The organism is Halomicrobium katesii DSM 19301, from assembly GCF_000379085.1.
GTDB lineage: Archaea > Halobacteriota > Halobacteria > Halobacteriales > Haloarculaceae > Halomicrobium > Halomicrobium katesii.
This window is the reverse complement of the sequence record NZ_KB905378.1, coordinates 2,275,996-2,293,036: the sequence shown is the minus strand read 5'-3', so window position 1 is coordinate 2,293,036 and position 17,041 is coordinate 2,275,996. Positions and strand designations below refer to the sequence as shown.

Sequence of the window (17,041 nt, the reverse complement as noted above, 5' to 3'; positions counted from 1 at the left end):
GTTGTCGTCGCGCCGTCGCCGCTGCCAGAAACCGTCGTCTGCCGTCCGCCAGCGGCCGTTCTCGGTGACTCGCTCGACGGCAGCTTCGTCGCCGACGACCCGGGATCGAGCAATGAAAACGCCTATGCGACGAGGCGGGACAGAACTCTGCATGCGCGTCTCGGTCGTGATCTGTCTGCACGCGATGGACCGCTTCGATCACTTCGTTGAGGCGGTCGAGAGCGTGTTCGCTGGGACGTACGACGACGTGGAACTCGTGTTGGTCTCGGACGGGAGCGACGCGGTCTGTGGGGCCATCGAGGACCGCTTCGGCGACCGAGCGGACGTACAGATCGTCTGCAACGAGGAGAACCGCGGGCTCGCAGTCAGTCGAAACCGCGGCCTCGACGCCGCCAGCGGGGACGTAGTCGCGTTCACCGACGACGACGTGATCGCCGACGAGCGGTGGCTCGAAGCGCTGGTCTCGGTGTACGAGGAGCGCGACGTGCCGGCGGTCGGGGGGCGACTCGTCCCGGAGTGGGTCGCCGACGAGCCCGACTATCTGCCCGCCGAGTTCTACTGGCTGATCGGCGTGACGCCGCCGACGTTCGGGCCGGCCGACGACGCCTCGGCCGGCGGCGAGGTACGCAACACCTACGGCGGGAACATGTCGTTCCGGCGGTCGGTCCTCGAAGACCTCGGCGGCTTCGAGCCCGAGATCGGCGGTCGGACCGGCGACAAGAACCTCCAGGGCGAAGAGACCGAGCTCTGTGCGCGACTCCAGGCCGAGTACGGCCGCGGGATGTACTACACGCCTGACGCGATCGTCGCCCACAAGATCTTCGACTACCGGACGGAGCTCGGGTGGCTCCTCGATCGGGCATTCTGGCAGGGCTACTCCAAGCGCGGACTCGAAGTGCTCGTGCCGGAGACCGACAGCACGGAGTCGGACTACCTCGCCACGTTGCTGTTCGTCGCGACGCCGCGACGGCTCCGCGGTCTCCGCACCGAGCCGTCGCTCGCGGCCGTCGTCCAGCTCGCGATGCTGTTCGTGTTCACGGGCGTCGTGGGGCTGGGCTATCTCTACGGGGCGGTGAAGTGGTGACCATGTCCGAGGACGGCCTCCCCGGCGTCTGTGTCGTCACCCACCCGCTCGCGTCGGCCGGCGAGAACGCCACCCGGAGCCTGCTGGAGATCCTCGCCGCGGTGACGACGGTGTCGCTCGTCACTGCTGACCTGCCGGCCGACTCCGAGATCCGAGACCGCCACGAGCTGATCGAGCTCACGGAGCGAGGGGCCGGCCAGTCGAACGTCGCCGTCGCGGCCGCCCGATTCCTCCTGAACCAGCTCCGGATGTGCCGGGCGCTCGTCGGCAGAGACGAGGCGGTGGTGCTGTTCTACGGGGCGACCGCGTACCTCGCGCCGATCCTGTTCGCACGACTGCTGGGCAAGCGCGTCCTCGTCGAGCCACGCGGCGACGTGCCCCTGACGCTCCGATTACACTGGGAACAGTCGCTGCCGGCCGTCCTCGCGCGGACGCTCGCGGGACTGGTCCGGGCGCTGGAACGGGCGGGCTTCGCGGCCGCAGACGGCGTCGTCACGTACACGCCAGCGATGGCGGCCCAGCTCGGGCTCGACCCACAGCGCCGGCGCGTCTATCCCAACGGCGCACGGTTCGTCCACACCGACCGGTTCGACGTGGAGACGCCCCACGCAGAGCGCGAGCGAGTGGTGGGCTTTCTCGGCCGCCTCGACGAGGAGAAGGGGATCAGAACGCTCGCGAGCGTCGCACGGTCGCTGCCGCCAGAGTACACGTTCCGGTTCGTCGGTGACGGCGGACTGCGCCCCTGGCTCGAACGGGAGCTCGCCGAGGAGATCGCCGACGGGCGCGTCGAGGTGACCGGGTGGGTCGACCACGACGACGTGCCCCGACAGCTGAACGACCTCGAACTGCTGGTGTTGCCGTCGGACCCGACCGAGGGGCTCCCGACGACGATCCTCGAAGCGCTCGCCTGCGGAACGCCGGTGTACGCGACGCCGGTCTCCGGCGTGCCGGACGTGGTTCGGGACGGCGAGACCGGCTTCCACATCGCGGATCGCGACCCGGCGACGCTGCGTGACGGGATCGAGTCGATTCTCGGTCGCGACGACCTCGACGAGATCAGCGCCCGCGGACGGACGCTGATCGAGGACGAGTACAGCTTCGCGGCGGCCTGCGAGCGGTACCGGGGGATCCTCAGAGCGGTCGTCGACGATCGAGCAGACCGGGCGTAAGCGCCCGTCGAGACGGGGTCAGTCCGGGACAGATCGACCCATCCGAAAGGTACTTTGGACGCGTCGGAGTGGGTCCGACAATGACTGCCCCCAACGTCCTCCTGGTGATACTGGACAGCGTCAGAGCCAGAAACACCAGTCTGCACGGGTACGGGGACCGGACGACGCCGTTCCTCGACTCGTTCGCCGAAGAGGCCGAGTGGTACCGGCAGGTACGGGCTCCGAGCATCCACAGCGTCGCCAGCCACGCCAGCCTCTTTACCGGGCTCCACGTGGACCAGCACGGCGTCACGAAACACGAGTCGCGGCTGGATCCCGACGCCACCGTCTGGTCGGACTTGTCCGAACGGGGCTACGAGACCGGTCTGTTCACGCCCAACGTCGTCGTCACGGAGTCGTCGAACCTCGCCGAGCCGTTCGACACCGTCGACGGCCCGCGGCGGGATCCGAAACACCGCTACTTCGAGGACGCCCTCTCGCCGACGGACGTGGAGGGCCACCAGACGAACGTCGAGTACCTGCGGCGGTGTGTCGCCAGCGGCAAGCCGCTTCGGTCGGCGTTCAACGGCCTGTACTTCCTCTCCAGCAACAAGGACGCGTACGACCCAGAGCGGGAGGCGGGCACCGAATACGTCGAGCGCTTCCTGCAGTGGTCCGACGAGCGAGACGGCCCGTGGGCTGCCTGCCTGAACTTCATGGACGCCCACTTCCCGTACGAACCCGTTCGGGAATTCCGGTCGGCGGGGACGGAGGAACTGCTGGACGTACACGACTCGCTGTCGTCGCCGATCTCGAAAGACGTGGCCGCGTCCGGGGAGTGGTGGAAGCTCCGTGCGATCGAAGCCCTCTACGACGACTGTATCCGGCAGGTCGACGACGCCGTGGCGACGCTGGTCGACGCGCTGCGAGAGCGCGGTGTTCTCGACGACACGCTCCTGGTCGTCACCAGCGACCACGGCGACGGCTTCGGCGAGTGGAGCCGCGTCGACCCGCGGGTCCGTGCCGCCTACCACAGCTGGAGCGTCCACGAGGTGCTGACCCACGTGCCGCTCCTCGTGCGCCGTCCGGGCGGAGGGCACGGCGGAGCGAACGACTCGCTCGCCAGTCTCACCCGCTTCCCGGCCGTCGTCGAAGCGACGCTCGACGGCGAGACGGAGAGTTTCGCCGTCGACGACCGCGCGTTCGCCTCGACCCACCGTCTCGAACGGCCGGCGGTCATGCTACCGGACGCCTGCGAGGATCCCGAGCGGTACGCCGGACCGTGGCGGGCGGTCTACGAGCAGGACGACGACGGCGTGTACAAGTACGGGAGCCACGATTCGGCGTCGGCGACGATACGCGTCAGAGACGCACAGGTCTCCTACCGCGTCGCCGACGACGACGGCGGCGTCGTCGCGCAGTCGTACGGCGAGCTGGAGGGGGCCGACGTGAGCGACGGCGAGTCGGACTCCCTGGAGGACGCCGTCGAAGACCAGCTAGAGAGTCTCGGCTACATCCGGTAGACTGCGACGGGATTCGGAGTCAGAGCGCGATCGCGGGCGCGTTCTCGCGGACGACCGTCCTGAAATCCCCGGAGAGCGCCCAGAGAAGGGCGAAGTACGCCAGCGCACCCACCACGACCAGCAGCGCTGCCGTCGCGGTGGGGTCGACCAGCGGAAAGACCGGTCGTGCGACCCGTTCGACGGTCGCGACGACGACGCCCATCCCGGCGGCGGCGACCGCCTGCGTCCCGATCCGTTCGACCGGGAGCGAGACCGAGACGTGGCTCCGCAGGACGAAGTAGCCGACGACGAAGCTCAGGACGACCGACGTGGCGGTCGCGATCGCCGCTCCGAGGATACGGTACTGCCAGATCAGCGCGAAGTTGAGGACGACGTTAGACACGACGAGGACGGCGTTGACCCTGAACGCCTCGCCGGGCCGGTCGATGCCGCTGAGCGCGTTGACGATCTGGCTCTGGTAGCCGTAGACGAGGACGGCGACGATGAGCAGCCACAGCACCTCAGTCCCCTTGAGGAACTCCGAGCCGTAGATCTGCAAGAGGCGATCGCTCAGCAGCACTCCGCCGACCAGCCCCGGAATCGTGAACAGGCCCGCGTAGGCGAACGAGTCCTCGATCAGCGACGACACCTGATCGAAGCTGTCCTCGGCCGAGAGCTTGCTCAGCTCCGGGAACAGCGCCGAGCTGATGGCGTTGCTGAAGATGATGAGGAAGTTCGCGAGGCTCCACGTGATCGCGTAGACGCCCAGGAGCTCGTCGGAGACGAAGACACCGAGGACCAGTACGTCTGCCTGGTTGAACGTCTTGCCCCGGATACGCCCGAGCCAGGCGTACCTCGCGTACTCGTAGAGGCTCTCGAAATGTGCCCGCGTCGGCAGTCGGTACGGACGGCCGACGAAGTACAGCCCGACGACGACGACGACGAGGCTCCCGGCCGCGTAGCCGTAGACGAGCGCGGCCAGCCCGAACGACAGCAGGAGACCGCCGACCTGCAGAGCGGTCCGGACGATCTGTCGGACCGGCCGCAGCGACGACGCGACGTGGACCAGATGGACGCCGTTCAGCATCGAGTCGACGTACGAACTCGCCACGCCGACGAGCAGCAAGACCGCGACGAACTCGACCCGGCGGATGTCGAACAGCTGTTCGACCAGCCCCTCGCCGAGGAAGAGGACGACGACGATCGAGCCCGTCAGCGCGGCCATACAGAGCCCGCCAGCGACCTTGTAGGCACCCCGGTCCTCGCCTTCGCTCAGCCGTTTGGCGATCGCGCTCTCGAAGCCCAGCGTCCCGGCGAGGGCCAGCCACGCGACGATCGAGAGCAACAGGTAGTACCGACCCAGCACGTCCGCGCCCAGCAGCCGGGCGAACACGATGGTCCCGACGAACCCCGCGCCAGAAGCGAGAAACTTGGAGACGAACGTGACGAACGAGGTCTGGCCGATGCGCATCCCTATCGAGTCGAACGTCGGCAAGCAGTGGTTTATATTGGACGGTTCGGCGGCCGTCGGTCGCCGTCCGAACCGTTCCACGGCGGTGCCCCGCCGGCCGACCACCGGGGTCTATATCCGTGGCCGGAATATCCCCTCGGACATGGCGCGCGTCCTCATCGCCCCGGCGGACACCCGTCTCTCGAATCTGCGGTACGGCAAGAGCTACAACGTGTTGAACAACATGACCGCAGACGACGTGAGGATCGACGCGCTGGTCGGGAAAGAGGAGACGACGGTCGAAGCCGAGAACGTCACCGTTCGGGAGCTGGGGACGCAAAACAGGCTCCAGTACTACGGCCGGTCGTTCCGGACGGCCGCCCGCGAGATCCGGGCCGGATCTGTCGACATCTACCACCACATGAACCTGAGCTACCGGTGGTTCAACCCCGTGTTGCTCGCCGGGATCGCCGCCGACACGCCGACCGTCCTCGGCCCGTGCCAGACCGGGCACGCGATCATGGCCGAGGAGTTCAACAACATGCTCTCACAGGCGATCGGCTACGAGCTCCCGCTGCCAGTCAGTAACGCTGTCTACTACCCGATGGACGCCGTGCGCGACGTGACGATCGATCCCGCCCGGATGTCGCTGTTCCGGCGGACCCTCGAAGCCGCCGACCGGATCACCGTCGTCCACGAAGAGGCGCGCGAGGCGTACGCGCGACACGTCGACGAGTCGAAGATCGACGTGATCCCCCTGGGCGTCGACGCGGAGCTGTTCGAGTTCACGGAGCGCCAGGACACGGAGACGCTGGTCGCGATCGGACGACTGGAACGGCGCAAGGGGTACGACGTGCTCCTCGACGCGCTCGCGACCGTCGTCGAAGCCGTCCCGAACGTCCATCTCGACGTGTTCGGCGAGGGACCCGAAGAGCAGGCGCTTCGCGAACAGGCGGCCAGCCTCGGCGTCGCGGACAACGTCACCTTCCACGGCTACGTCGACCAGTCGGTGGTTCGGGACCACCTCGCGCGGGCCCGAGCGTTCGTCCACCCCTCGCGTTCCGAGAGCTTCTCGCTGGTCCGACTGGAAGCGATGGCGGTCGGCTGTCCGGTCGTCGTCACCGACACCTCCGGCGCACACGAGATGGTCCGAGACGGTAACGAGGGGTTCGTCGTCCCGACGGAAGCGGCCGAGCCGATCGCCGACGCGCTGCTGGAACTCCTCTCCGACTTCGAGCTGACGCGGGCGATGGGGGCGCGCGCTCGCGAACGCGTCGAACGGAAGTACGACTGGCGAGCGATCGGACAGCAGTACGTCGACCTGTACAGATCGCTCCTGTAGCACGGCGACGCCGGTCGGAATACTGCCGGCTGTCACTGTTTCATACGGATTATTGTAGCCGTTTACCCGTTCAACCGCAAGACAACGTGCGGTCGATCCGGTAAAGATCTACAATAATCCGTATCACGATATTCGCGAGATGGGGTCGCGAAATTCGTCACAGACGGACAGTCGGCAGTAAAACCCGACCGCTTAAATGGAACTGCCGACACCTTCCGGTACTCGACCGGGCGACCGGCGTCGCCCGCGAGCCCGTGACGACCACGGAGATCCAGTGATGAACGTCGCAATAACTGTCAAAGAGTTCCCGCCGGACATCATCGGCGGGACCGAGACCCAGACGCGCCGGATGGCCCGCGCGCTCTCCGGGGCCGGACACGACGTGACCGTCTACACGAAGGCCTACGGCCGCGAGACCGAACTCGACGAGCCCTACGAGATCGTTCGAGTCCCCAACTGCCGGCGGTCGTCGTTTCTGAGTACGCTGACGTACCTGCTCGCGCTGACGGCGTTGCTCGTCCGGGACCGGAACGAGATCGACGTGTTGCAGTGCATGATGATCTACCCCAACGGCTTCGTCGGGACGGTCGTCCACTATCTGACGGGCGTTCCCTACTTCGCGTGGATCCGGGGCGGGGACTACTACTTCATGAAGGCCAATCCGGTCAAGCGGTGGCTGATACGGACCGTGCTGTGGGACACGACCGTCCTGGTCCAGTCGGAGGCGGTGAGAGCGGACGTGACCGCGGAGTTCGATCCGACGGACGTGCGCGTCCTCGGCAACGGCGTCGACGTGCCGGCGGAGACGGCGTCTGGCGACGAGATCGTGTTCGTCGGGCGGCTGGAAGAACAGAAGGGCGTGGCCGTCCTGCTCCGCGCACTGGCCGGGACTGGGGCGGCCTCCGCCGTCACCGTCGTCGGGGACGGCTCCCGGCGATCGGAGCTGGAGGCGCTGGCCGACGAGCTGGGCGTCGACGCGACGTTCGTCGGGGAGGTCGCCCCCGAGGCCGTCGGGGAGTATCTGGAGCGTGGCAGGCTCTTCGTGTTGCCGTCGGTCCGCGGCGAAGGGCTCCCCAACGCCGTGCTGGAGGCGATGGCGGCCGGCCTCCCGGTCGTCGCCACGGATACCGGCGGCGTCGCAGACGCGATCGTGGACGGCGAGACGGGCTACGTCGTCGAGCCGGGCGACGAGCAACGGCTGCGTGACCGTATCGAGACGATCTACGCCGACGAGCAGCGAGCCCGCGAGATGGGCGAGCGGGCCCGCGAGTACGTGATCGAGACCTACTCGTGGGACGCGATCGTCGGACGCCTCGACGCGCTGTACGCGGAGTGTACCGACCGCTGAACATCGCCACACGGACGAGAGTCCGGACGAGACAGACCGATCGTTCCGACCGTTTTATACGATTGCCTCCGGCAACTCCGGACAGGAGATGAAAGAGCCGTTCCCCTACAGGGCCAGGAAGTACCTCTGTCAGCAGGTGACCGGCCGCCGGGGCGGCTCACAGCACCGGCGACTGGACGCCACCGACTGGGACATCCTCCTCGTGCTCGACGCCTGTCGAGCGGACGCGCTCCGAGCAGTCGCCCACTGGCCGATCGAGACGGTCACCTCGCCAGCGAGCTGTACGCCCGAGTGGCTCGGCGAGTGCGTCTCCTCGGGCGTGCTCGACGCGGCGACCGTCGTCTCCGGGAACGCCCAGTACGCGAAGGTGACGGACGAACTCGGAGCGACGGTCGAGCGGTACTGGGAGCGCCACTGGAACGACGAGCTCTCGACGGTGCTGCCCGAGCCGATCCTCGACCGGGTGACGGAGATCGCCGACAGCGGGGCGGGGCCGGCGGTCGGACACCTCCAGCAGCCACACTGGCCTTACGTGGCGAAACTCGACGGCTCGTGGCGGCTGGCCTACGACGACCTCGGTCCGTGGGCGGGCAACGACGGTGAGATCGACTCCCTGCAAGTCGCGATGGCGCGGGGCCACGTCGACATCGAGGCGGCCAGGGACGCCTACAACGCCTCCGTCTGGAGCGTCTGGGACGCCATTGCACCGTACCTCCGCGAGTGGCTCGACGCCGGCTACACGACCGTGGTGACCGCCGACCACGGCGAGATCTTCGGCCGTGCGCGGGAACTGCGCCTGTACGAGCACCCCTGTGGCTGTCACGTCGACCCGCTCGTCGAGGTGCCGTGGGTCGAGTTCCGGCCGCGGACGGCGACCGACGCCGCCGAGTCCGTCGAGGGGCGACTGAAGGCGCTGGGCTACGCAGAGTGAGGCTGTGGCTGTCAGCTGGCGCGTCGATCGCCACCGGGACACGGGGGCCGTGTGGTGCGCTGCTATACGCTTAAGTGACAGCCGGCAGTACGTCCACGTGACCATGGAGATCACCTGGCACGGCCACTCGACGTTCCACGTAACGGTCGACAACACGGCACTCCTCGTCGATCCGTTCTTCGACAATCCGAAGACGGATCTGGAGCCCGGAGCGGTCGACGCCGACTACGTCCTGTTGACCCACGGTCACATGGACCACATCGCAGACGTCGGAGCGTTCTCAGAGACGACCGTCGTCGGACTGCCCGAGGTCGTCGAGTACTGTGCGGACAACTACGGCGTCTCGGAGACGATCGGCGCGAACCTCGGCGGGACCGTCGAACTCGACGACGCGTTCGTCACCCTCCACCGCGCCGACCACACGAACGGCATGGAGACCACCTACGAGTCGACCGGCGGTGGGATGCCGGCCGGCTTCGTCATCTCCGACACGAAGCCGACGCAGGTGTCAGACGCCGAATCGTCGACGTTCTACCACGCCGGTGACACGGGGCTGATGACCGAGATGCGAGAGGTGATCGGTCCGTATCTGGAGCCCGACGTGGCCGCGGTCCCCGTCGGCGATCACTTCACGATGGGGCCGATGCAGGCCGCGATCGCCGTCGACTGGCTGGACGTGGACGTGGCGTTGCCGATGCACTACGACACCTTCCCGCCGATCGAAGTCGATCCCGAGGAGTTCCGGCGTGAAGTCACTGCCGCCGGGAGCTCCGCAGAGGTGCGGATTCTGGCGGGCGACGAGTCGATCACCGTCGCCGAGTGACGACGCTACACTCGATTTTCCGACGCTCGCCGCGACAGACCTACAACTTTCCGTATCAGTCGTCCGACGAGAGCGAGACGCCGGTCTGTTCGGCCAGCGGCTCGACGACGGCAGCCATGTCTCGATCGCCGAGGCCGGCCGCTCGGGCACCGCTGAACAGTTCGCGGGCCGCCGCGGTGACCTGCATCGGGACGCGGGCGTCGCCCGCCGCGTCCAGCGCCAGGTCGAGGTCCTTGAACTGGTAGTCGACGGGGAACCGCGAGTCGTAGTCGTCCGTTCGGATCTGCTGGCCCTTCGCCGAGAACAGCGGCGAGTCGAGCGCGCCGTTCTCGACGACTTCGAGCATGTCCTCGATTTCGAGCGCCTGGTTCGCGCCGAAGGTCAGCGCCTCGGCGAACGCGCCCATAGCGGTGCCCAACAGGAGATTGACGAACAGCTTCATGCTGGTCCCCTGCCCGACCTCGCCACACCGGACGACGGGGTCACACATGGCCGACAGCACCGGTTCGACGTCGTCGATCACGTCGCCGTCGCCGCCGGCGAGCCCGACGAGCGTCCCCTCGCGGGCCGGGCCGACCGTCCCCGAGACGGGGCAGTCGAGAAAGCGGCCACCGTGCTCGCGGACGGCCTCGGCCGCCGCCAGCGTCTCGTCGCGACCGATCGTGCTCATCTGGACGACCGTCGTCGTCTCGTCGATCCCCGCCAGGATACCGAAGTCGCGTTCGAGGACCTCGCCGACGGCCGTGCCGTCGGTGACGATCAGACAGACCACGTCGACGCGCTCGGTGAGGTGTTTCGGCGAGTCGGCGACGCTGACGCCCGCCTCGGCGAAGGGGTGCTCTCGCTCGGTCGTCCGGTTGTACACGGTGAGGTCGAACTCCGCGTCGTCGAGGTTCCAGGCCATCGGCGCACCCATCGCACCGAGGCCGACGAAACCGACGGATCGTGCCATGTCACCGGGTTCGGTCGCCGGGGACTTCAAAACAGGGCCGGGAAAGAGTTTTGAGCCCCGCGCGATCATGTCAACTCGAATGACAGACCAGAGCCACGACCGGCAGCTGCGGGCGGAGCTGTATCTACGGGGGGACACCTACGGGACCTACGACGCCCAGCGAGACGTGTTACAGCGGGTCCGCGAACTCGAAACCGAGAACGTGATCGACGAGTCGACCGTCGCCGACGAGTGGCAGCGGATCCGGACCCTGAACGAGGATCGCCGCGACGGCGCACTCGCCAGCTACGACGAGTTCGCGGCCTGGGCACAGCGAAACGACTACGCGCTAGAGCCCGCGTTCGAACGACGGGCGCGGTCCTACGTCGGCCTCATACGGATTATTGTAGCGATTTACCGGAGATCGTCTACTCCGTGGCGACGATCACCGGTAAGCAACTACAATAAACCGTATCAGTCGGGTCGACGACGTCGTCGTCTTCCCGGTCGTCTCGCTGGCGATCTACGAGCGCGACCGGCTCCGGGCGGTCTTTCCGTGCTCGGACGGCGAGCGAAACTACCGCGTCCAGGACTGCCTGGACGCGTTCGAACGCGGCGACGAGCGGTGGCTCACGCAGTTCGACACGGTGACCGTCGACCGCACCGCGCTGCGGCTCGAACCGGGACTGGACGCCTGATCTACAGGAGCCACTGATACGGACGATTGTAGGCGTTTACCCAGTCGACCGCACGACGGCGTGCGGTCGATCTGGTAAAGACCGACAACTTTCCGTATGAGAGATACACTCGATCGCACGACAGCAGTGCGAGCGCCGCCGTGCTTATTGGAACCGATAGCCAAAGCCACGTATGGGCGAGCCACCGCTGCATTCCCGTGTCGAGACCGTGGCCGAGGACATCGAGACCATGGAGACCCGCGGGGCGGCGACGATCGCCGACGCGGCGGCGTCGACACTGGTCACACAGGCAGCGGAGAGCCGGGCCGAGACCCCGGCAGCGTTTCGCGGGGAGATCAGAGCGGCGGCACGCACCCTGCTGGACACGCGGCCGACCGCCGTGAGCCTGCCCAACGCCTTGCGGTACGTGCTCCAGCGAATGGACGGCGAGAGCGTCGCCGCGCTGCGAGCGTCCGTCGAGCGGGCCGGGTCGTCGTTTCGCGACCAGCTCGACCGCGCGCAGGACGACCTCGGCGAGATCGGCGCGAACCGGCTTCGAGACGGCGACCGGGTGATGACACACTGCCACTCGACGGACGCCGTCGCCTGCATCGAGCACGCGGTCCAGCAGGGCAAAGCCATCAGCGCGGTCGTCAAGGAGACCCGACCGCGCAAGCAGGGCCACATCACGGCGCGGGAACTCCGAGAGCTCGGGGTCCCGGTGACCCTGATCGTCGACAGCGCCGCCCGACGCTCTCTGGGCGACGTGGACCACGTCCTCGTGGGGGCCGACGCAATCGCCGCCGACGGCAGCGTCGTCAACAAGATCGGCACGTCCGGGCTGGCGGTCAACGCCCGCGAGCGCGGCACGCCGGTGATGGTCGCCGCCCAGACGATCAAGCTCCACCCGGACACGATGACCGGCCACACCGTCGACATCGAGATGCGCGACGAGTCGGAGGTGATCGCTCCCGAAGACCGCGCGGAGATCGGCGAGATCACGGTCGAGAATCCCGCCTTCGACGTGACGCCACCTCGCCACGTCGACGCCATCGTCACCGAGCGCGGCCAGTTCCCGCCCGAGAGCGTCGTCACGCTGATGCGCGAACTGTTCGGCGAAGGGACCCGAGAGCCGTGGGCGGAGCCGACGACGAGGGAAGCCGAACGCCGACCCGAGGACGAGTCGTAGGCGACTGGAGTCCGGCGCTGGCTCTCGGATGGACATCCAGGTCAAGGGGTCGCGCCTACCGAAGAGTCACAGAACGGCCCCGACCCTCACCGTCTCGATTCGGTCGGTGTACGGTCGGTACAGGTGAAGCACGTCTCATTCAGTATAGACGATATATTTAACCCCGTATTGTTCGATTAGACGGTTAATGACGGACTGGGAGCGTGTGAGACAGGAACTCGAAGAAGCGGGCTATTCTGGATTCGAGTTCGATAGCGGCGATACGGCTGTGTCGGGGCTGTCCGGTGAGTGGGTATCCGGTAAAATCCCACGCGAGGGAGGATTGAAACACGAGAATCAAACACTTTGGATGCGAATTCTCGACACGTTATCATGGAACGGTGGTACCGTGGATGCTGCTCCAGAAAACGCCCCCGAAAGCATACGCAATATCGCCACTGAACACGGGTTGGAAGTCGTGATATTCACCGTCTCTGCCGAGGAGGTGCGAATCGCACTTTGTGACCCCTCAAAACATGATCTGTAACGGTGTGTTCGCACATGCACGGTTCAGCTATTCCACAGCCACTGGGGTAGAAAGCAACCATCATATAGGATTTCCGACAACATACCGAATTATCGACGTGCTATCGTCTCGCGTCTCTTTTTGACGGCGTTCAAATCATGTGTAGGAGTATTTGCAGCGATGTCAGGACGACCGCTGCAGCGAGAGCGAGGATGATGATGGATATCCCGACACTATATTCGCTGAACGGCGGATTCCGCGTCGATTGAAACAACACGACAACTCCTGTAATGACGAAGAATACGTCGACGGCGACTTCGAGTCCCGATGCGGTGCCCTCGAGGAAAACCCCGTTGATGGCTCTCAGTGTACCTGTCAGGGTAAAGAGAACGCCGATCAGTTTGGAGGGTGAAACGTTCACAACGAACCACTCGTGTCCGGGCGAAATAATCTCTTGTCATCTGAACGGCCACTCCCCCAGAATTGCAGACTTGCGACTGTCCTGCGCCCGGTGAGATGCATGTAGCGACGCCACGCGGATAGTTTGGTGGTGGCCGTCGCCGGTGGGCGATATCCGCACCTCGAACTGGCGAACTGTCACGCGGACTGACGGCCGGCGATGTGCGCGGTCGCGGGGGCCGCCAGCGCGGGATCGTTCCCCCGAGGTACTTATTCACGCCCGACCGACAGTGGCGTAATGGCGCGCGTGCTCTGTGCCGGCCACGTCAACTGGGACGTGACGCTGCAGGTCGATCGGCTTCCGGGTCCGGACGGCGAAGCCCAGATCGTCGACCAGTGCCAGTCCGGCGGCGGGAGCGCGTCGAACGTCGCGGTCCTGCTGGCGGGCCTGGACGTGGAGACGACGCTGCTGGGCAGCGTCGGTGCCGACGAACACGGCTGGCTGGCGGCGCGCGAACTCGATCGGGCGGGCGTCGAGACGGTGCTGGTCGAGGCCGACGACGCGACCGCGGTGAAGTACCTCGTCGTCGACGAGGGCGGCGAGGTGATGATGCTGGGCAACGACGGCGCGAACGAGTCCTTTCGGGCCGACGACCTCGAACCGGGGACCCTCGACGCGACCGATCGGCTCCACCTGACGAGCCAGCGGCCGGCGACCGCCGTCGCGCTCGCCCGGCGGGCGACCGAAGCGGGCTGTCCGGTGAGCTTCGACCCGGGCCGACGGCTCGACGAGCGCGACTACGAGCCGGTGCTCGCCGCGGTCGATCTGGTCTTTCTGAATCGGCGCGAGGCCGACATCGCCGCCGAGGCCGGGCTGCTGTCCGGCGTCGACCGCGTCGTGGTCAAGCACGGCGCGGGCGGGGCCGAGGTCCGGACTGACGGCGAGACGATCAGTCACCCCGGATTCGCCGTCGATCCGGTCGACACGACTGGTGCCGGCGACGCGTTCGCGGCGGGGTTTCTCGCCGCCAGCCAGTCCGGTAGCGACGAGTACGCGCTGGCGGTGGGCAACGCCTGTGGCGCACTGGCGGCGAGAACGACCGGGGCGCGACTCCACGCGGAGTGGCGCGACGTCGAGGCGCTGCTCGACATCGGGCCGGGAGAGTGATACTGCCGGCTGTAACTTCGTTCAGATATTCGCCACCCTGGGGTGGCGAAATCCGTGACAGATTTACAGCCGGTATAGTAACAATTGAAACGATTTACACACCGATCGCACTGCAGTCGTGCGATCGGGTGTGCATTGATTTTCAATGGCTACTATAGTATGAGTCAGGGCCGCGGGAGCGCCTCGACGAGGCGCTCGAACTCCTGGCGGTACTGGGCCTCGGCGCGTGCCCGTGCGAGGCCGGAGTCCGCTGCGAACGATCCCTCGAACCCGCCCATCCGCCACAGCAGCGTCGAGAGCTGGTAGATCGGGCGTTTCCGGACGTACTCCTCGTCGAAGGCAAAGGGGCGCTCGCTGTTGTACCCCTCGTAGAGGGCCGTGCGGAGGCGCTCACGGACGCTCTCGTCCTGGAACGACGAGTCGACGAAGAGGAACTCCGTCTGTGCGAGGTGGTACTCCGGGAGCGCGGCGAGGACGTCCTGCCAGTCGAGCACGGCGGTGATCGGGTCGTCCAGCGTCGGATCGAACAGGAGATTGGCCGGCCGGAAGTCGTCGTGGACCAGCCGCGGGACCCCCTCCTCGGGGACGAGCGAGAGCGCCGGCTTCAGGTTGCGCTCGGCCCGCTCGCGCAGGTCCGCGAACGGCGTGTGCGCGAGGCCGTCCAGGTGAGCCGTCGTCAGTTGCTCGAAGTACGCACGCCAGCTGGCGGTCAGATCCCGTACGATGATCCGGTCGTTCCAGAGGTCCAGCCAGCCGAACGCCTCGAACGCGATCTCGGAGTGGAGGTCGCCGAGCATGCGGCCGACCTGTTTCAGGACGCGCTCGTGGTCGGCCGTCGAGAGGTCGGCGTAGCTCTCCGCGAGGTTGTCCCCTTCGAGGCGCGCCGTCACGAAGTACGGCGGGACGGCGACGTCGGGCTCCTGTTCGAACACGAGGATATCCGGCACCGGCAGCGTCGTTCGCTCCGAGACGTAGTCGTGGAGCGTGGGCTCGACGGCGAACGACTCCATGTCGTCGGGCTCGAACTTCACGACGACCTCGTACTCCTGGCCGGCGTGTTCGAGCGTCACCATGTACACGTCGCTCTGGTGGCCACTGCCCGGTCGCTCGAACGAAAAGTCGGTGTAGTCCGGCCCGGACTCCTCCAGAACGGCTTCGATGTCGGTGACGGGAGTCGACACGACCGCCCGTAGGACCGGGGTCGGCAAAAATCTGGTAGTTTCTCGTCTCGGAGCGGTGGCTACCTGGGCGTCTCGGTGCCCCACTTGTCGAGGGCCGTCGCCAGCGCGGGCTCGTCGTCGGCAGCGGCCTCGATCGATCGGCCCTCGGCAGCGGCTTCGACGGCCGCACGGAGGGCTTTCGCACCTTCGTGGGTCCCGTCGGGGTGGCCGTGGACGCCCCCGCCCGCCTGAATCCCGATGTTCGTCCCGCAGCGATCGACCAGTTCCGGAACGAGGCCGGGATGCAGTCCCCCGGAGGCCATCGGCAACACGTCGTCGAGCCCGTACAGGTCGCTCGTGAGCCACTCGTTGATCCCGACAGTGTCCTCGTTTGCGAGCTTGCCCAGATCCGCGGTGCCGGTGTGGATCTGGTCGACGCCACAGAGGCGTGCGATCTGGGCGATCACCCGCATGGAGACTCCGTGAGACGGCAGGCGATCGAAGGCCGCGTGCATCGCGCGGTGGGCGTGGATCGCCAGCCCGTGGCGTTCGCAGCGTTCGCGGACCTGCTGGACGGCCGCCCATCCGCAGGTCACCACGTCGACCATGACGTACTCACAGCCGTGTTCGGCGGCCATGTCGACGCGTTCGAGCATCTCGGTGCCGCCGGCCGTGACGTTGAGCAGGTAGCTCTTTGACTCGCCGGTCTCCTCCTCGGCGCGGTCGCGCTGGGCGAGGCTCTCGGTCAGGCGGTCCTCGAAGGGGTTGAACGCCTGATCGGTGAGGTTCTCGTCGTCTTTCAGGAGGTCGAGCCCGCCAGTCCAGGCCTCGTAACCGATCTGGGCGTGCTGGTCGGTCGAGAGCCCGACCTTCGGCTTCGGGACCGTCGCGGTGATCGGCCGGTCGTCGGCGTCGAAGATCTCGGAGCGGACGCTGGTCCCGAACTGCGGGCCCGCGAAGCTCGTCGCCAGCGGTTCGGGCCACGTACAGTCCAGCAGGCGGATCCGGTCGACGGCCTTCATCCCGAGGATGTTGCCGGCGATACAGGAGAGGATCTGGGGCATGTTCCCGCCCTCGAACAGCGCGTCGGGGTAGGCGACGGTCACGCGGTAGCCCTCGCGGTCGCCGGCCGTGGCCGCCTCGATCCCGCAGGCCGTCGCCGAGAGGTCGGTGACGCCCCCGTCGACCTGGAGTTCCGCCCAGGTGCCGTTGGAGGACTCGCTTGCGACCCGGCTGGCCGCCGACTCTGCGTGCTGGTCGGCGGCGGGTTCGACGTAGAACTCGCAGACGAGATCGGAGTCGGCCGGGTCGTAGGACAGGTCGAGGAAGTCTTCGTAGGTGATGCCAATCATACCCACGGCTACGTCATCCGGTCGTATAAATG

Annotated in this window: 16 protein-coding genes; 11 read left to right on the top strand and 5 right to left on the bottom strand. The window is 66.9% G+C overall.

What is annotated here, in order from left to right; genetic code table 11:
- Window positions 1-151: 151 nt before the first annotated feature.
- The 3 genes from aglG to HALKA_RS0112065 all read left to right on the top strand — a co-directional run bounded on the left by aglG (window position 152) and on the right by HALKA_RS0112065 (window position 3,755).
- On the top strand, window positions 152-1,084 hold the full coding sequence (gene aglG / locus HALKA_RS0112075) for a glucosyl-dolichyl phosphate glucuronosyltransferase (RefSeq protein WP_018258237.1): 933 nt from the start codon (window positions 152-154) through the stop codon (window positions 1,082-1,084).
- A 2-nt stretch (window positions 1,085-1,086) separates the two neighbouring features.
- On the top strand, window positions 1,087-2,253 hold the full coding sequence (locus HALKA_RS0112070; RefSeq protein WP_018258236.1) for a glycosyltransferase family 4 protein: 1,167 nt from the start codon (window positions 1,087-1,089) through the stop codon (window positions 2,251-2,253).
- Window positions 2,254-2,333: 80 nt separating this feature from the next.
- Window positions 2,334-3,755 carry a sulfatase-like hydrolase/transferase gene (locus tag HALKA_RS0112065; protein ID WP_018258235.1) on the top strand — a complete coding sequence of 474 codons (1,422 nt, stop codon included), beginning with the start codon at window positions 2,334-2,336 and terminating at the stop codon, window positions 3,753-3,755.
- A gap of 19 nt (window positions 3,756-3,774) precedes the next feature.
- On the opposite strand, the gene HALKA_RS0112060 is transcribed toward HALKA_RS0112065, so the two are convergent.
- The gene (locus HALKA_RS0112060) at window positions 3,775-5,205 is read right to left on the bottom strand and encodes an oligosaccharide flippase family protein (protein ID WP_018258234.1); all 1,431 of its coding nucleotides are present in this window, start codon (window positions 5,203-5,205) and stop codon (window positions 3,775-3,777) included.
- On the opposite strand from HALKA_RS0112060, the gene HALKA_RS0112055 reads away from it, so the two are divergent.
- The 4 genes from HALKA_RS0112055 (at window position 5,198) to HALKA_RS0112040 (ending at window position 9,628) form a co-directional block, all read left to right on the top strand.
- Window positions 5,198-6,526: a glycosyltransferase gene (locus tag HALKA_RS0112055; RefSeq protein ID WP_245545392.1), complete on the top strand. Its 1,329-nt coding sequence runs from the start codon at window positions 5,198-5,200 to the stop codon at window positions 6,524-6,526. The two genes, HALKA_RS0112060 and HALKA_RS0112055, sit on opposite strands and share 8 nt — an antisense overlap.
- Before the next feature lie 277 nt (window positions 6,527-6,803).
- Window positions 6,804-7,874, top strand: coding sequence for a glycosyltransferase family 4 protein (locus HALKA_RS0112050; protein WP_018258232.1), 1,071 nt, complete (start codon window positions 6,804-6,806; stop codon window positions 7,872-7,874).
- 88 nt (window positions 7,875-7,962) lie between these two features.
- The gene (locus tag HALKA_RS0112045) at window positions 7,963-8,805 is read left to right on the top strand and encodes a hypothetical protein (RefSeq protein WP_018258231.1); all 843 of its coding nucleotides are present in this window, start codon (window positions 7,963-7,965) and stop codon (window positions 8,803-8,805) included.
- 103 nt (window positions 8,806-8,908) lie between these two features.
- Window positions 8,909-9,628 carry a metal-dependent hydrolase gene (locus HALKA_RS0112040; protein WP_018258230.1) on the top strand — a complete coding sequence of 240 codons (720 nt, stop codon included), beginning with the start codon at window positions 8,909-8,911 and terminating at the stop codon, window positions 9,626-9,628.
- 55 nt (window positions 9,629-9,683) lie between these two features.
- On the opposite strand, the gene HALKA_RS0112035 is transcribed toward HALKA_RS0112040, so the two are convergent.
- Complete coding sequence (locus tag HALKA_RS0112035; RefSeq protein WP_018258229.1) at window positions 9,684-10,580, bottom strand: NAD(P)-dependent oxidoreductase; 897 nt, start codon at window positions 10,578-10,580, stop codon at window positions 9,684-9,686.
- A 79-nt stretch (window positions 10,581-10,659) separates the two neighbouring features.
- Here HALKA_RS0112035 and HALKA_RS22460 point away from each other — a divergent pair, with 79 nt between their 5' ends.
- The 3 genes from HALKA_RS22460 (at window position 10,660) to HALKA_RS0112020 (ending at window position 12,951) form a co-directional block, all read left to right on the top strand.
- Entirely contained in the window at window positions 10,660-11,274 is a 615-nt protein-coding gene (locus HALKA_RS22460) for an HTH domain-containing protein (protein WP_018258228.1), read from the top strand.
- A 155-nt stretch (window positions 11,275-11,429) separates the two neighbouring features.
- A complete protein-coding gene (locus tag HALKA_RS0112025; protein WP_018258227.1) occupies window positions 11,430-12,425 on the top strand; it encodes a ribose 1,5-bisphosphate isomerase in 996 nt (331 codons plus the stop codon).
- Window positions 12,426-12,612: 187 nt separating this feature from the next.
- Window positions 12,613-12,951 carry a hypothetical protein gene (locus HALKA_RS0112020; protein WP_015763710.1) on the top strand — a complete coding sequence of 113 codons (339 nt, stop codon included), beginning with the start codon at window positions 12,613-12,615 and terminating at the stop codon, window positions 12,949-12,951.
- Between the two features lie 130 nt (window positions 12,952-13,081).
- On the opposite strand, the gene HALKA_RS0112015 is transcribed toward HALKA_RS0112020, so the two are convergent.
- Window positions 13,082-13,351, bottom strand: a complete 270-nt coding sequence (locus HALKA_RS0112015; protein ID WP_018258226.1) for a hypothetical protein — start codon at window positions 13,349-13,351, stop codon at window positions 13,082-13,084.
- A gap of 276 nt (window positions 13,352-13,627) precedes the next feature.
- Between HALKA_RS0112015 and HALKA_RS0112010 the strand changes: the two genes are divergently transcribed.
- Window positions 13,628-14,497: an ATP-dependent ribose-1-phosphate kinase gene (locus tag HALKA_RS0112010; protein ID WP_018258225.1), complete on the top strand. Its 870-nt coding sequence runs from the start codon at window positions 13,628-13,630 to the stop codon at window positions 14,495-14,497.
- Between the two features lie 164 nt (window positions 14,498-14,661).
- Here HALKA_RS0112010 and HALKA_RS0112005 read toward each other — a convergent pair whose 3' ends face one another.
- On the bottom strand, window positions 14,662-15,678 hold the full coding sequence (locus HALKA_RS0112005) for a phosphotransferase family protein (protein WP_018258224.1): 1,017 nt from the start codon (window positions 15,676-15,678) through the stop codon (window positions 14,662-14,664).
- A 59-nt stretch (window positions 15,679-15,737) separates the two neighbouring features.
- A complete protein-coding gene (gene rbcL, locus HALKA_RS0112000) occupies window positions 15,738-17,009 on the bottom strand; it encodes a type III ribulose-bisphosphate carboxylase (RefSeq protein ID WP_018258223.1) in 1,272 nt (423 codons plus the stop codon).
- Between the last annotated feature and the right edge of the window lie 32 nt (window positions 17,010-17,041).